This is a genomic window from Streptomyces rapamycinicus NRRL 5491, assembly GCF_024298965.1.
Lineage (GTDB): Bacteria > Actinomycetota > Actinomycetes > Streptomycetales > Streptomycetaceae > Streptomyces > Streptomyces rapamycinicus.
Genome location: NZ_CP085193.1, coordinates 3,662,295 through 3,676,748 on the forward strand (window position 1 = coordinate 3,662,295; position 14,454 = coordinate 3,676,748).

12 protein-coding genes are annotated in these 14,454 nt (G+C 71.3%); 4 read left to right on the top strand and 8 right to left on the bottom strand.

Features of this window, described 5'->3' with window-relative positions; genetic code table 11:
- The first annotated feature begins 53 nt into the window (after positions 1 to 53).
- Positions 54 to 2,219: an MMPL family transporter gene (locus LIV37_RS14745; protein WP_020867927.1), complete on the top strand. Its 2,166-nt coding sequence runs from the start codon at positions 54 to 56 to the stop codon at positions 2,217 to 2,219.
- 157 nt (positions 2,220 to 2,376) lie between these two features.
- A complete protein-coding gene (locus LIV37_RS14750; RefSeq protein ID WP_020867928.1) occupies positions 2,377 to 3,324 on the top strand; it encodes a hypothetical protein in 948 nt (315 codons plus the stop codon).
- A 41-nt stretch (positions 3,325 to 3,365) separates the two neighbouring features.
- Here LIV37_RS14750 and LIV37_RS14755 read toward each other — a convergent pair whose 3' ends face one another.
- The 8 genes from LIV37_RS14755 to LIV37_RS14790 all read right to left on the bottom strand — a co-directional run bounded on the left by LIV37_RS14755 (position 3,366) and on the right by LIV37_RS14790 (position 12,494).
- Positions 3,366 to 4,709: a class I SAM-dependent RNA methyltransferase gene (locus tag LIV37_RS14755; protein ID WP_020867929.1), complete on the bottom strand. Its 1,344-nt coding sequence runs from the start codon at positions 4,707 to 4,709 to the stop codon at positions 3,366 to 3,368.
- A gap of 137 nt (positions 4,710 to 4,846) precedes the next feature.
- Positions 4,847 to 6,943, bottom strand: a complete 2,097-nt coding sequence (locus LIV37_RS14760; RefSeq protein WP_020867930.1) for an APC family permease — start codon at positions 6,941 to 6,943, stop codon at positions 4,847 to 4,849.
- 88 nt (positions 6,944 to 7,031) lie between these two features.
- Positions 7,032 to 8,150: a cytochrome P450 family protein gene (locus LIV37_RS14765; protein ID WP_020867931.1), complete on the bottom strand. Its 1,119-nt coding sequence runs from the start codon at positions 8,148 to 8,150 to the stop codon at positions 7,032 to 7,034.
- Positions 8,132 to 9,604, bottom strand: a complete 1,473-nt coding sequence (locus tag LIV37_RS14770) for a cytochrome P450 (protein ID WP_020867932.1) — start codon at positions 9,602 to 9,604, stop codon at positions 8,132 to 8,134. Before LIV37_RS14770 ends, LIV37_RS14765 begins: the two co-directional genes overlap by 19 nt.
- Positions 9,601 to 10,212: a GTP-binding protein gene (locus LIV37_RS14775; protein ID WP_020867933.1), complete on the bottom strand. Its 612-nt coding sequence runs from the start codon at positions 10,210 to 10,212 to the stop codon at positions 9,601 to 9,603. Before LIV37_RS14775 ends, LIV37_RS14770 begins: the two co-directional genes overlap by 4 nt.
- The gene (locus LIV37_RS14780; protein WP_037962352.1) at positions 10,190 to 10,546 is read right to left on the bottom strand and encodes a DUF742 domain-containing protein; all 357 of its coding nucleotides are present in this window, start codon (positions 10,544 to 10,546) and stop codon (positions 10,190 to 10,192) included. Before LIV37_RS14780 ends, LIV37_RS14775 begins: the two co-directional genes overlap by 23 nt.
- Positions 10,543 to 10,971 carry a roadblock/LC7 domain-containing protein gene (locus LIV37_RS14785; RefSeq protein ID WP_020867935.1) on the bottom strand — a complete coding sequence of 143 codons (429 nt, stop codon included), beginning with the start codon at positions 10,969 to 10,971 and terminating at the stop codon, positions 10,543 to 10,545. Before LIV37_RS14785 ends, LIV37_RS14780 begins: the two co-directional genes overlap by 4 nt.
- Positions 10,968 to 12,494: an ATP-binding protein gene (locus LIV37_RS14790; RefSeq protein ID WP_020867936.1), complete on the bottom strand. Its 1,527-nt coding sequence runs from the start codon at positions 12,492 to 12,494 to the stop codon at positions 10,968 to 10,970. The genes LIV37_RS14785 and LIV37_RS14790 overlap by 4 nt, the downstream gene beginning before the upstream one ends.
- Before the next feature lie 612 nt (positions 12,495 to 13,106).
- On the opposite strand from LIV37_RS14790, the gene LIV37_RS14795 reads away from it, so the two are divergent.
- On the top strand, positions 13,107 to 13,775 hold the full coding sequence (locus LIV37_RS14795) for a potassium channel family protein (protein WP_020867937.1): 669 nt from the start codon (positions 13,107 to 13,109) through the stop codon (positions 13,773 to 13,775).
- The gene (locus LIV37_RS14800) at positions 13,772 to 14,449 is read left to right on the top strand and encodes a potassium channel family protein (RefSeq protein ID WP_030834322.1); all 678 of its coding nucleotides are present in this window, start codon (positions 13,772 to 13,774) and stop codon (positions 14,447 to 14,449) included. Before LIV37_RS14795 ends, LIV37_RS14800 begins: the two co-directional genes overlap by 4 nt.
- Positions 14,450 to 14,454 lie beyond the last annotated feature (5 nt).

Consider the following 14,454-nt stretch of genomic DNA (forward strand, 5'->3'; position numbering starts at 1 on the left):
AACAGCTGCCCTAGCGTGCCCCTTACTGGAACCTTAACTCCCTAAGGAGCGTCATGTTCGGGCGAATAGGACGGTTCGCCGTCAACCGTCCATGGCTGATCGTCGCGATGTGGGTCATCGCGGCGATCGGCCTGGCCATCCTTGCCCCACCGCTGAAGTCCAGCGCCGACCAAGCTGACTTCCTGCCCTCGCACTACGAATCGGTGCGGGTGACCAAGCTCCAGGACCACGCGTTCCCGCAGCAGGAGAGCGCGGCCGCCATCCTGGTCTACCAGCGGCCGGACGGCGGAAAGCTCTCCGAGGCCGACAAGGCCGCCGTCATCAAGGCGACCAAGGGGTTCCAGGACAAGAAGTACAAGACCTTCAAGTCCGTGCTGACCACGCCCGAGGCCGTCTCCAAGGACGGCAAGATGGCGCTGGCCAACATCTACTCGACCAAGAAGAACGTCTACGACGAGGACACCCAGCAGTCGATCAAGGATCTGCGCGCGGACCGCGACAAGCTGCTGAAGGGCACCTCGCTGAAGGTCGATGTGGCCGGTCCCGCGGCCTCGGGGCTCGACTCCGCCGAGTCCGAGGGTGACACCGACGCCATGATCATGATGGCCACCCTGGTCCTGATCATCGTGCTGCTCGGCGCCATCTTCCGCAGTCCGCTCATCGCGCTGATGCCCGTGCTGATGATCCTGGTGATGTTCATCATGGCCCAGGGCCTGATCGGCACCGCCAGCGACCTGTTCGGACTCGAGGCCGACAGCAGCGTCTCCGCGATCCTGATCGTGGTGCTGTTCGGCGTCGGCACGGACTACATGCTGTTCCTGCTGTTCCGCTACCGCGAAAACCTCCGCCAGGGCCAGGAGCCCAAGGAGGCCTTGATCCAGGCGGTCACCCGGGTCGGCGAGACCATCGCCTCGGCGGCCGGCGCGGTCATCGTGGCGTTCCTCGCCCTGACGCTGTCGACGATGGGCAGCATGCGCGCCATGGGGCCCTCGCTGGCGATCTCCGTCGCGGTGACCCTGGTGGCGGCCCTCACCCTGGTGCCCGCGGTGTTCTCGCTGCTGGGAACGAAGGCGTTCTGGCCGTCCAAGGCGTGGAAGCAGGCGCCCCGCAACCGGCTCGCCAACGGCACCGGTTCCCTGGTCTCGCGCCGTCCCGGCCTGATCGCCACGGTGTCCGCCTGTGTGCTGGCGGCCCTCGCGGTGGGCGCGTTCGGCTTCAAGGCCGAGTTCGACACCGACAGCTCGCTGCCGAAGGACCTGGAGTCCGTCCAGGCCATGGCGCAGTTGCAGAAGAGCTTCTCGGCCGGTGAGTCCGACCCGAGCCTGGTGTACGTCCAGTCCAAGGACGGCGCCAAGCTGGACGCCGCGGCGCTCAGCGGGTTCCGCAAGAAGCTGGAGGGGGTCGAGGGTGTCGGCGAGGTCTCCGCCGCCGTGCCCAACCCCAAGGGCGACGTGGCCCAGTTCAGCGTCGTGCTGAAGTACCGGCCCGCCTCCGAGAAGGCCATCGAGCTGGTGGCCGGGGACCTGCGGGACACCGCGCACGCCTCCGCGCCCCAGGGCAGCGAGGCCCTGGTGGGCGGGACGACCGCGGTGCTGGGCGACATCGAGGACGCCGTCAACCACGACTACCGGCTGGTGTTCCCGGTCGCGGGCGTGGCCATCATGCTGATCCTCGGCCTGCTGCTGCGCAGCGTGGTGGCGCCGCTGTACCTGATGCTCGCCGTGGGCCTCGGCTTCGCCGCGACCCTGGGCTCGACGGTCTGGCTGTTCCAGGACATCAAGGGCGAGAACGGCCTGCTCTTCATGCTGCCGATCGTGGTCTATCTGTTCGTGGTGGCGATCGGCACGGACTACAACATCCTGATGGTGGCCCGATTGCGGGAGGAGGTCGGGAAGGGCAAGTCCCCGGCCGAGGCGGCCCGGCTCGCGGTGGCCCAGTCGGCGCCGACGATCGGTTCGGCCGCCATCATCCTGGCGGGCACCTTCGGTGTGCTGATGCTGGCCAGCAACACCATGCTCCAGCAGATGGGCTTCGCCGTAGCCTTCGGCATCCTGCTCACCGCGTTCATCATGGCGCTGCTGCTGGTGCCGACGGTGACCGCGATGCTCGGCTCCAAGGCGTGGTGGCCCAACCACCGCTTCGACTCCCCCCAGGCGTCCGGTACTTCCGGCCCGGGGCGGGCCGAGGAGCCCGACACCGCGGAGACCGTACGGGTGTGATCCGCGGCCCGCGCGGCCGCCGAAACGCCGCGGTGGCCCTTCGCGACATCGTCGCGGAGGGCCACCGGTGGTGGTGGGACGGTGGAGTGCCGTGAGCGGTAACACTCCATCGCCTCGTACTCGGCGGACCAGGATGCCTCCCCGGAAGGCGAGCTCGATGGACCGCTGGGACCGGATGGGGCGGCTCGCCTCGTACGGGGGCGCCGCCGCCATGGCCCCCTATGCCGTGATCAAAGTGTCGTGGGTGGTGGGCTCACTTCTCGGACTGGCGCCCGTCGGGGCCGGGTTCGGGCTCGCCGAATGGGTGGTGCTCAACACCGTCACGGTCGCCATGGCGGTCATCGGGATCGCTCTCGTACTGGCGCCGGCCCGGCCGTGGGGGATGCGGCTGCCCGGGGTGCCGCTGGTCTTCTGCGCCTGGGTCGGCGCGGGGTTCCTGGTGTCGATGCTGCCGTACGCGGTGGCCGACTCGCTGCTGTCGGAGCCGGACACCTCCGGGTCCGGGAGCGACAGCGACCCGCGAATGCCCGGCTGGGAGGCCGCCCTGATCCAGTTCGGCTTCATCGGCATGGGCCTGGGCCTCATCCTCGCGCTCCCCGCCTATCTGCGCAGGCGCTGGCCGGAAGCGTTCACCGGCCGGACCGGCGGCCCCTCACCGCTCGGCCGGGCGGCCGTGGCGCTCGGCGCCGCCGTCGGCCTGATGTGGCTGTACTGGGCGGCGGGCGGCACCGCGGGCCTCGCCCACCCCGACGAGGGCCGCACCACCTGGCGCCTGCTGTGCGGGATCTGCGGCACCTGGGCGCTGGTCGCCGCGTTCGGCGTGGCCCGCCCGGGCCGCGAGGGCCCCGGCCGGCTCCCCCGCTGGCTGCCGTCGGTCCTCGGCTGGCTCGGCTCGGGCTCGCTCTTCGCGTGGAGCGGCTGGAAGCTGCCCTTCACCCTGTACGTCGCGATCGCCTCGCCCTCCGACACCGTCCTCCCGGAGCGGCTGGGCCTGGCGATCACCCTCCACGTGTGCGCCGTTGTGGCGGGCGGCGCCATGATGTGGACCCTCACCCGCGCCCCGGCCCGAACCGGCCCGGGCGTGGCCACGGCCCGGCCTGTCTGACGCCGCCCGACGCCAACGGCCGCTCGGGGCCGGAACTCGCCTCAGCGCTCCTCGCGCACCGGCTCCAGCACCGCCACGCACTCCACGTGGTGGGTGACCGGGAAGAGGTCGAACGCACGGGTGCGGCGCGGGGCGTAGCCCGCCTCGCGGAAGTACTTGAGGTCGCGGGCGAGGGCCGCCGGGTCGCAGGCGACGTAGGCGATGCGGCGGGCGCCCAGGGCCGCGACGTGGGCGACCGTCTCCTTGCCCGCGCCCGCGCGGGGCGGGTCCAGGACGATCAGGTCGGCCTCGGTGATCCCGGTGCGGGGCAGCACCTGCTCGACCTTGCCGTGCTCGATGCGGACGCGCTCCAGGTCCTGGAGGTTGTGCCGGGCGTCCTCGACCGCGCGCTTGCTCGACTCGATGCCCAGCACCGCGCCGCGCTCCCCCACCCGCTCCCCGATCGCGCCCGCGAAGAGGCCGACGCCGCAGTACAGATCGAGGGCCATCTCGCCCTTACGGGGCATCAGGCCCTGCATCACGGCCTCGACGAGGACGTCCGCCGCCTTCGAGTGGACCTGCCAGAAGCCGCCCTCACCGACCCGCCAGGTGCGGCCCGCCGCGCGCTCGCGGACGAAGGGGCGGCCATGGACGCGGTGCACCAGACGGGCCCGCTCCCGGCCGCGGGACTCGCTGACCCGCAGCACCGAGACCGGCCGGTCCAGCTCCACGATCGGCAGCCGGCCGCCGGGGCGCGGGGTGAGGACCACCTGCCGGTCGGAGGAGCCGGTGGCGGCGATGGCCTCCACGGTGGCGATCTGGGGCCATTCGCGCTTCTCGACGCCGAGTTCGGTGACGCCGGGGGCGGCGATCAGACAGTGGTCGATCGGCTCGACCTCGTGCGAGCGGTGGCGGCGCAGCCCGGGACGGCCCTGCTCGTCCACCGCGTACTGCACCCGGGTGCGCCAGGCCGGGACCTCGCCGCGGGCCACCTTGTCGCCGGGGGCGGGCTCGACCGTGCCGTCCCAGCCCGCCTCTTCGGGGGTGAGCCCGGCCAGCCGGGCCAGCTGCTCGGTGATCACGTCGGCCTTGAGCCTGCGCTGGGCGCCGGGGGCGGCGTGCTGCCAGTCGCAGCCGCCGCACCTGCCGGGGCCCGCGAACGGGCAGGGCGCCTCGACCCGGTCCTTGGAGGCGTCCAGCACCCGCACCGCGTCGGCGCGCAGGAAGCGCGCGCCCTCCTCGCCCTCGGTCACCCGGGCGACGACCCGCTCGCCGGGCAGCGCGTGCCGGACGAACAGCACCTGGCCCTCGGCGGTCCGGGCGATGCAGTGGCCGCCGTGCGCCACCGGGCCGACCTCGACCTCGTACTCCTCGCCGACCAGCGATGCCTTGGGTTCACTTTGCATGGCGGGCTCAGGCTCCAGAAGGGGTGAGGGGGCGCGGTGGGACAACAGCCCACCAGTCTACGTCCCGCCGGACCGCACCCCGTCAACGCCCGGACGTCCCGTAGACCCGCGGCCTACGGGGTGTCCGGCGGACACCCTTAGCCTCCCGGCACCTGCGAGGTGACGCCCGGCTTCTCGCCCTTCGCCCCCTTCTCGCCCTTCTCCCGCTTGGGCGGGATCACCGGGCCGCGCCGCACCGCACCCGGCGCGCTCCACTCGGCCCGCTTGCGGGCCCGCTTCCGGGCCAGCTCGGAGGAGTCCAGCTGCCACGGCACGGAGGTCACCATGACGCCCGGGGTGAACAGCAGCCGCCCCTTGAGCCGCAGCGCGCTCTGGTTGTGCAGCAGGTGCTCGTACCAGCGGCCGACCACGTACTCGGGGATGAAGACGGAGACCACATCGCGCGGGCTCTCCCGGCGCAGGCTCTTGACGTAGTCGATGACCGGCCGGGTGATCTCGCGGTAGGGCGAGTCGAGGATCTTGAGCGGCACGTCTATGCCGCGCTCGTGCCACACCGTCTGGAGCGCCTTGGTCTCGGCGGGGTCCACGTTGATGCTCAGCGCCTCCAGCCGGTGGGAGCGCATCAGCTTGGCGTAGGCCAGGGCTCGCAGCGTCGGCTTGTGGACCTTGGAGACCAGGACGATGGAGTGCACCCGGGAGGGGCGCACCTCCTCCTCGTCGAGCTGTTCGGTGGCCGCCGCCAGCTCCTCGGAGACGCCGTCGTAGTGGCGCCTGATGGCCGTCATGGTGACGTAGAAGATGACCATGCCGAGCAGGGCGACCCAGGCGCCGTGGGTGAACTTCGTCAGCAGCACCACGACCAGTACCAGGCCGGTGAAGAAGGCCCCGAAGGTGTTGATCGCGCGGGCGCGGATCATGCGGCGGCGGGTGTTGGGGTCCCGCTCGGTGGCCAGGTGGCGGTTCCAGTGCCGCACCATGCCGGTCTGGCTGAGGGTGAACGAGACGAAGACACCGACGATGTAGAGCTGGATCAGCCGGGTGGAGTCGGCCCCGTAGAGGTAGACCAGGACCGCGGCGGCCGAGGCGAGCAGCACGATGCCGTTGGAGAAGGCGAGCCGGTCGCCGCGGGTGTGCAGCTGGCGGGGCAGATAGCGGTCCTGGGCCAGGATCGAGCCGAGCAGCGGGAAGCCGTTGTACGCGGTGTTGGCGGCGAGGAACAGCACCAGCGCGGTGGCCCCGGCCAGCACCACGAAGAAGAACGAGCCGTCGCCGAAGACCGCGGCCGCCACCTGCGAGATCACCGGGTTCTGGGTGTAGTCGGCGCCGAGCGGTGCCCCGTTCTTCAGCAGGTCGTGCGCGGGGTTCTCGGCCATCTTGACGTTGGTGGCCAGGGCGAGGGTGATGATGCCGACGAACATGGCCACGGCGAGGCCGCCCATCAGCGCCAGCGTCGTGGCCGCGTTACGGCTCTTGGGCTTGCGGAAGGCGGGCACGCCGTTGCTGATCGCCTCGACGCCGGTCAGGGCGGCGCAGCCGTCGGAGAACGCGCGCAGCAGCAGGAAGATCAGCGCGAAGCCGGCCAGCCCGGTCTGCTCGGCGTGCACCTCGAAGCCCGCGGTGGGGGCCTTCATGTCGTCGCCCAGGACCAGCCCGCGGTAGGCGCCCCAGAGGATCATCGCGAAGACGCCGCCGACGAAGACATAGGTGGGGATCGCGAAGAGCTTGCCCGACTCCCGAACGCCCCGCAGGTTCATCAGCGTCAGCAGCAGGATGATGCCGACCGCGCAGAGCGTCTTGTTCTCGACGAAGAAGGGGACGGCCGAGCCGAGGTTCTCCACACCCGAGGAGATCGACACCGCCACCGTGAGGACGTAGTCGACCAGCAGGGCGCTGGCGACGGTGAGTCCGGCCTTCGGGCCGAGGTTGGTGGTGGCGACCTCGTAGTCACCGCCTCCGCTGGGGTACGCGTGGACGTTCTGGCGGTACGAGGCGACCACCGTGAACATCAGCACGACGATGGCGATCGTGATCCACGGGCTGTAGTGGTAGGCCGACGCACCCGCCACGGACAGAACGATCATCACCTGCCCCGGCGCGTACGCGACGGAGGACAGGGGGTCGGAGGCGAAGACGGGGAGCGCGATGCGCTTCGGGAGGAGGGTCTCCCCGAGCTTGTCGCTGCGCAGCGCCCGCCCGATCAGGATCCGTTTCGGGAGGTCGGTCAGTTTGGACACGCTGAGGATCGTAAGGGGTAGCCCGGGCCCCCGCCCACCCGCCCACCCCTGGGAAAAGGGGCGGGCGGGGGCGCGGGCCCCCGGGCGGTCAGGCCAGCCGCGCGGGCAGGGTGCGGTGGCCGTTGGAAATGAAGGACTCCACCGGTTCCAGCGGGTCCCGCCCGGACGCGAGCGTGAGCCCGGGGAAGCGGTCGAAGAGCGCCGGGAGCGCGATCGCGGCCTCCAGCCGCCCCAGCGGGGCGCCGACGCACAGGTGGACGCCGTGGCCGAACGCCAGATGGCTCTTGAGCTGCCGGGTCACGTCGAAGGCGGCCGCGTCCTCGCCGTGCACCTCCGGGTCGCGTCCGGCGGCCGCGTAGGCGGCCAGGATCGCGTCGCCCTTGCGCAGCACCACGCCGCCGTCCAGCTCGATGTCCTCCACCGCGTAGCGCAGCGGCAGGTTGGCGACCGGGGCGGAGTGCCGCAGTGTCTCCTCGATCACATCGTCCCAGGTGGCCCGGCCCGCCCGGACGTGCTCGAGCTGCTCGGGCCGGGTGAGCAGCGCGTGGATGGCGTTGTCCAGGAGGTTGACCGTGGTCTCGTGACCGGCCGAGAGGAACAGGGCGAGGGTGTCGGTGAGCTCCTTCTCGCTGAGCCTGGAGTCGCTCTCCTCCTCCCGCACCGCGATCAGCCCGCTGGTCAGGTCGTCGCCGGGCTTCTCGCGCTTGGTGGCCACCAGCTCGCCGAGGACTGCGTACATCTCGCCGTAGGTGGCGGTGACCTCCTCCGCGGAGGCGGAGGTGTGGAAGATGCTGTCCACCACCCGGCGCATCCGCTCGCGCAGGTTCTCGTCCTCGAGCCCGAACAGCTCGGAGATCACCTGGATGGGCAGCGGGTACGCGTACGCCTCGCGCAGGTCGACCACCTCGCCCGGCCCGGCGGCGGCCAGGTCGTCCAGGAGCCTGGCACAGATCTCCTCGATGCGCGGCCGCAGGGCGGCGGTGCGCCGGGCGGTGAACGCCTTGGAGACCAGGGTACGCAGCCGACGGTGCTCACCGCCGTAGGCCGTGAACATGTTCTCCACGGCGACCCAGGTGATCAGCGGCCACTCGGGCGAGATCTCACCGTTGTTCCACGCGGGCCAGTGCTGCCGGGGGTCCTTGGAGACCCGGGGGTCGGTCAGCAGCTGTTTGAGCGTGCGCTGGCGGGTTATTGCCCACGCCACCACGCCGTCAGGAAGCTCAACAAGCGTCGCCTCGCCGCCTGCTGCGACTCGGGCTGCCTCTCCGACGATGTCGCGGCCGGCGGGGTCGAGGACGATGGGACGGGGTTCCACTGGCTGCCTCCAGGGCTCTCGTCGAATGGTGCCGACTTGGACACGGACGCCGCGAACGGCTGGGCCTGAGCCGCCGCCTGGGCGGGGAAGCGCACCGGCAGGGCGGCCAGGGCGCGGTGGAAGGGTCCGGTCCGCCAGGTCAGCCGCTCGGCGGGGACCGCCAGTTCCATGTCCGGGAGACGGTCCAGGAGCCGCTCGATGGCCACGGAGGCGATCACCCGGGCGGGCCGCTCGGCGGGGCAGCGGTGGGCGCCCGCGCTCCAGGCCAGATGGGCCCGGTTGCCGGAGCGGCGGTCGGAGGCCAGGGCGGCCTCGTGGTTGGCCGCCGCGTAGCTGATGAGCACCGGGTCGCCCTTGCGCAGCCGTACGCCCGCCACCTCGCAGTCGTACCGGGGGAAGCGGGTGCCGTAGTTGGCCATCGGCGGATCGTTCCAGAGGACCTCGTCCAGGGCGTCCTGGACGGGCATGCTGCCGCCGGACAGCTCACCGGCGAAGCGGTCGTCCGACAGCAGCAGCCGCAGCGCGTTGGCGATCAGGTTCTGCTCGGGGTCGGTACCGGCCGCCATCAGCAGGATGATCTGCTGCATCAGCTCGTCGTCGGAGAGCTGGGAGGGGTGCGCGATCAGCCAGGAGGTGACGTCGGCGGCGAGCTGCTCGCGCTTCTCCGCCACCAGGCCGGAGATCCACCGCAGCAGCTCGTCGTTGGCCGCCGCCGCGTCCTCGCCGCTGTCGAAGAGCTTCATCATCGTCTCGACCAGCTTCGGCCCGTCCGCCGGGCGGGCGCCGAAGAGCTGGTTGAAGACCAGCAGCGGGAGCACCGACGCGTACTCGGTGATCAGATCGGCCCGGCCCCGGGAGGCGAAGGCGTCGATCAGCGTCTCCGCGCTGCGCTCGACGTACTCGCTGAGGGCGTGCGGATCCACCCGGTCCAGGCTGTCGGTGATCGCCCCGCGCAGCCGGGCGTGTGCCTCCCCGTCGCTGAACAGCGCGTTCGGCCGGTACATCATCATCGGCGCGACCGGGTTGTCCAGCCCCACGGTGCCGTCCCGCATCGCCCGCCAGCTGCGCGGGTCCTTGGCGAACCGCTCGGTGTCGCGCAGGATCTCCAGGCCGAGCTGATAGCTGGTGACCAGCGAGGCGTACACCCCCGGTGACAGCTCGACCGGTGCGATCGGCCCGAAGGTGGCGCGCATCCGCGCATAGGTGCCGTGCGGGTCGTCGGCGAATTCCTGACCGTACATCGGTACGGCCGCGCGGGACCCGGTGGCGCCCCCGGCCTCGGCGGGGGCGGCGTGCGCGGGGCAGCCGGGCGGCGGAACGGGTCCGGCGGCTGGACTGTTGGTCACACGATCTCCTGAGAACTACGGGTCTGGCGGGCCTGTAGGTACTGGACGAGGGCGATCAGCGCGTGGGTGGAGGAGACCCGGTCCCGGGCGTCGCAGGTCACCAGGGGCGTCTCCGGAAGCAGATCGAGGGCCTCCCGCACCTCCGGCTCGGCGAAGCGGGGAGCGCCCTCGAAGTGGTTGACGGCGACGGCGTACGGCAGTCCGTGCTCCTCCAGAACGGCCATCACCGGGAAGGACTGCTCCAGCCGCCGGGTGTCGGCCAGCACCAGCGCGCCCAGCGCCCCGAGCGTCATGTCCCGCCACAGCCGGGTGAAGCGCTGCTGCCCCGGCGTGCCGAACAGATAGAGCACCAGGGACTCGCTGAGGGTGAGCCGGCCGAAGTCCATGGCGACCGTGGTGGTCGTCTTGTCCTCGGTGCCCCGCAGATCGTCGGTGAGCGCACCGGCCTCGGTCATCGTCTCCTCGGTGCGCAGCGGCCGGATCTCCGACAGCGAGCTCACATACGTCGTCTTGCCGACGGCGAAGTGCCCGACGACCAGGATCTTCGCCGCCACCCGCACCGTGGCCGGGAGATAGGCCGCCTGGTCAGAGACGAGCGCGGAGTCCATCGAGCACCTCCTGGAGCAGCTGGACCTCGGGGAGTTCGGCGGGCGGGATGGGGGCCCGCGCACTGATGTGGCCGCTGTCCACGAGGTCGCCGAGCAGGACCTTGGTGACGCTGACGGGCAGCTCCAGATACCCGGCGACCTCGGCCACCGAGAGCGCCCCGCCCAGACACAGCTCCATGACCCGCCGCTTCTCCGGGCTGAGCCCGGTGAGCGGCCGGTCGGGGTGGGCCATGACCAGGGTCACCAGGTCGAAGGTGTTACGAGTCGGGTAGGCACGGCCGTCGGTCACGACATACGGCCGTACCAATCCTCGTTCGCGCCTCCCTGGGCTCATGTGTGGCTGCCGATCCCCTGCCGCGGGAGGCCCTGCCTCGGCGGGCTGGTGAGCTCCTTGCCGAGCCGGTCGACGAGCTTCTGCATCCGGTAGCTGACCGCCTCCATGTCCACGGACTCGGTGGCCGAGACCGCCAGATACGCACCGGGCCCGGCGGCGATCAGGAAGACGTACCCGCCGACGAACTCGACGAGCGTCTGCTGCCAGGGCGTCTCGTGCGGATCACAGAACTCGGAGGTGGAGCGGCTGATCGACTGCAACCCGGAGAGTGCGGCGGCCTGGCGCTCGGCCTCGTCGCGCGCGATGCCCTGGGAGTGAGCCCGGAGCATCCCGTCCGCGGAGAGCAGGATCGCGTGCCGCGCCTCCGGCATCTTGACGACCTCGTCGAGCATCCAGCCGAGCTCGTTGTTGAGATGGTCGTTCATGCCTGGCGATTCCCTTCGTCATGGTGAGGGGCGGAGTCCTGGGTGGCGGAACGGCCGGAGCGGGTGCCGCGGGCGAACGCGCCCATCCGCGAAGCGGTTTCCTTCGCCGACCGCACACGGAACGCGCCCGTGTCGGGGTCGGCGGCGCCGGTCTGCCCGGCGCCCGTGGTCCAGTCGCCGGGCGGCGGGGTGGCGGCGGCCTCCCGGCGGCGGCGCTTGGGCAGACCGCCCGCCGTGGTGCCGTACACGCGGGTGCCCTCGCTGTCGGGGGACGGCTGGGGCGCCGGGGCGGGGGCCGGTTCCGGGGCGGATGCCGCCGGGGCCGGGGCCGGGGCCGGAGGCTGGGCCTGGTGCGGTATCGGTGCCGGGGCCTGGTGCGGGATCGGGGACGGCTCCTGCGCCTGGGCCGGGACGGTCGGTGCCTGCGGCGCTCTCCTGGGGGGACGGGTCCGGCGGGAGGGCAGGGTGTGCAGCGGCTCGGCGCCCTCGGGGTCCTGCCCGGCGGTGCCCGGCCGCCCGTCGGGGTCGATATGGGTGAGCAGCTCGGTCGGCAGGAACAGCACGGCGCGCACACCGCCGTACGGGGACCGGGTGTCCACCGAGACGCTGAAGCCGTACCGCGCGGCCAGCAGGCCCACCACGGCGAAGCCGAACTGCGGCGGGTCGCCCAGCCGGGAGACGTCCACGGCACGCTGGCCGGAGAGCAGGTTGGCGGCCCGCTGGACCTCCAGGCCGTCCATGCCCACACCGGCGTCGTCGATCACGATGCAGGCCCCGTTGTGCACCGGCTGGAGGCTGACCTCCACCGAGGTGTTGGGCTGCGAGTGGCGGGCGGCGTTGTCGAGCAGTTCGGCGACCGCGAGCACGGCGGGCTCCACGGCCCGGCTCACCACGGCGACGTCGATCAGGGCGTGCACCTGAACCCGCTGGTAGTCGCGGATGCGCGACTTGGCGCCGCGGACCACATCGGTCAGCGAGGAGGCCAGCCGCTGGCGGCCGGGCCAGGAGCCGCAGAGCACCGCGATGGCCTGGGCGCGCCGGCCGAACTGGGCGTTGGCGTGGTCGATCTCCAGCAGGTCCCGCAGCACATCGGGGTTGTCGTGCCGCTCCTGCATCTCGGAGATGGAGACCTGCTGTTCGTTGGCGAGTCCCTGGACGGCGCGCATGGACGCCTTGAGCGCCGCCTTGGCGGAGGCGTCGGCGCGCGACTGCGCCTTGTCCACCGCCCGGGTGAACTGCTCCATGACGGAGTGCAGGCTCTGTGCGAAGGCCGTACCGGCCAGCTTCTCGTCGCGCAGGCCCGGCAGCGGGCCGGGCTGGCTCAGCGCGTCGGCGATCGAGGGGAGGCGTACGTCGACGAGGTGGCGCACCTCCTCGTCACGGGTGCGCAGGCTGTCCTCGAGCGTGGCGTTGCGCCTGCGGACTCCGGCGGTGATCTGCCGCTGGCGGATCAGAAGCACCAGGACGACGAGCAGCGCGGCGGCCAGACACCAGCTCACCGCCTCCGATATGTGATCAGTCATCAGGAACCTCGTGCAGGGGAAGCGCGGGCGCGGAAGGAACGTTCAGAGCCCTGATGTCCCGTCCAGAAACGGAATACGACGATCATCTTAGCCATGTCGTGACCTAGCGTCCGACACCCGTGACAAAGTTCGAACCAGCGGGAATCGCCGGGCATTTGTCATGTGGTTTCGGTGAAGATCCGGGATTTCAGACGAAGATGAAGGGTCGCGACCACCCGAGGAGCGCCGTAACCCGGGCCCACCGTAGTGGTCACGACTGATCACCGACAGCCTTTTCACCCTCCATCCGCAACCGGAAATGATCGTTACCTCTTTACTCCTGACGTGTCCGCGATCACCTCCGGCCACCTCGCCTCATCACCGATCACCGTGGGAACTTTCGCGCTATGTCGTACGTCACCACCTTCATCTCCGGACCGTCGCGCGCGGACGGGGGAGCGGGCCTCCGGTGCGGATACGGTGGGGACAGGTGCTGCGGCGGCCGACTCCCGTCGTCCCCGGGCACCGGCATCGGGGTCCCGCCCCGCTGTCGCCCCGTAAGTCCTGGAAGGAAGATGTGAGCAGGGTGTTTGCGCAGGTCGGCACGGTCATCAGGAGTGCGGGGTAGGACGCATGCATATCGTGATCATGGGCTGTGGCCGGGTGGGCGCGGCCCTCGCCCAGACCCTGGAGCAACAGGGGCACACGGTCGCGGTCGTCGACCAGGACCCCACCGCCTTCCGCCGCCTCGGCGCGGGCTTCGGCGGGCGCCGGGTGACCGGCGTCGGCTTCGACCAGGACACCCTGCGCGAGGCGGGCATCGAGGAGGCCGGGGCCTTCGCCGCGGTCAGCAGCGGTGACAACTCCAACATCATCGCGGCCCGGGTGGCCCGCGAGATGTTCGGCGTGGAGAACGTGGCGGCCCGGATCTACGACCCCCGCCGCGCCGAGGTCTACCAGCGCCTCGGCATCCCGACCGTGGCCACGGTGCGCTGGACCGCCGACCAGATGCTGCGGCGGCTGCTGCCGTCCGGCGCCGAGCCGCTGTGGCGGGACCCCAGTGGCGGGGTCCAGCTGGCCGAGGTGCACATCTCCCCCTCCTGGGTGGGCCACAAGGTCAGCACCCTCCAGGAGGAGACCGGTGTGCGGGTCGCGTTCCTCACCAGGCTCGGCGAGGCGATGCTGCCGACCTCCGGGACGGTGCTCCAGGAGGGCGACCTGGTGCATGTGATGATGCGCACCGACGAGGTCGAGAAGGTCGAGGCGGCCTTCGAAAAGGGTCCCGAGGAGGCAGGCCGATGAGGGTTGCCATTGCCGGTGCGGGCGCCGTGGGGCGTTCCATCGCGAGTGAGCTGCTGGAGAACGGGCACGAGGTGCTCCTCATCGACAAGGCGCCGACCGCCATCTCGGTGGAGCGGGTGCCGCAGGCCGAGTGGCTGCTGGCCGACGCGTGCGAGATCACCTCGCTGGACGAGGCCGCGCTGCAGCGCTGCAACGTGGTCATCGCGGCCACCGGTGACGACAAGGTCAACCTCGTCGTCTCGCTGCTCGCCAAGACCGAGTACGGGGTGCCCCGGGTGGTCGCCCGGGTCAACAACCCCAAGAACGAGTGGCTGTTCAACGAGGCGTGGGGCGTCGATGTGGCCGTCTCCACCCCGCGTCTGATGTCGGCGCTGGTCGAGGAGGCGGTGAGCGTCGGCGATCTGGTGCGGCTGCTCCGCTTCAGCCACGGCGACGCCAACCTGGTGGAGCTGACGCTGCCGCCGGAGGCGGCGCTGGTGGGCACCCGGGTCGGCGATGTGGAGTGGCCCGAGGACACCACGCTGGTCACCATCATCCGCGGCACCCGCGTGCTGACCCCGAACAAGGACGATGTGCTGGAGGCCGGGGACGAGCTGCTGTTCGTCGCGGCGCAGGCGCGCGAGGAGCAGCTGGAGCAGCTGCTGTCCGTCCAGCGCCAGGACGCCGCGGGCTGACGAGC

Bases quoted from the DNA above. Each gene is read 5' to 3' on its own strand.
- LIV37_RS14780 (WP_037962352.1), bottom strand. From the start codon at position 10,546: ATGAGCCCAGGGAGGCGCGAACGAGGATTGGTACGGCCGTATGTCGTG.
- LIV37_RS14790 (WP_020867936.1), bottom strand. From the start codon at position 12,494: ATGACTGATCACATATCGGAGGCGGTGAGCTGGTGTCTGGCCGCCGCG.
- LIV37_RS14755 (WP_020867929.1), bottom strand. From the start codon at position 4,709: ATGCAAAGTGAACCCAAGGCATCGCTGGTCGGCGAGGAGTACGAGGTC.
- LIV37_RS14745 (WP_020867927.1), top strand. From the start codon at position 54: ATGTTCGGGCGAATAGGACGGTTCGCCGTCAACCGTCCATGGCTGATC.
- LIV37_RS14785 (WP_020867935.1), bottom strand. From the start codon at position 10,971: ATGAACGACCATCTCAACAACGAGCTCGGCTGGATGCTCGACGAGGTC.
- LIV37_RS14795 (WP_020867937.1), top strand. From the start codon at position 13,107: ATGCATATCGTGATCATGGGCTGTGGCCGGGTGGGCGCGGCCCTCGCC.
- LIV37_RS14800 (WP_030834322.1), top strand. From the start codon at position 13,772: ATGAGGGTTGCCATTGCCGGTGCGGGCGCCGTGGGGCGTTCCATCGCG.
- LIV37_RS14750 (WP_020867928.1), top strand. From the start codon at position 2,377: ATGGACCGCTGGGACCGGATGGGGCGGCTCGCCTCGTACGGGGGCGCC.
- LIV37_RS14775 (WP_020867933.1), bottom strand. From the start codon at position 10,212: ATGGACTCCGCGCTCGTCTCTGACCAGGCGGCCTATCTCCCGGCCACG.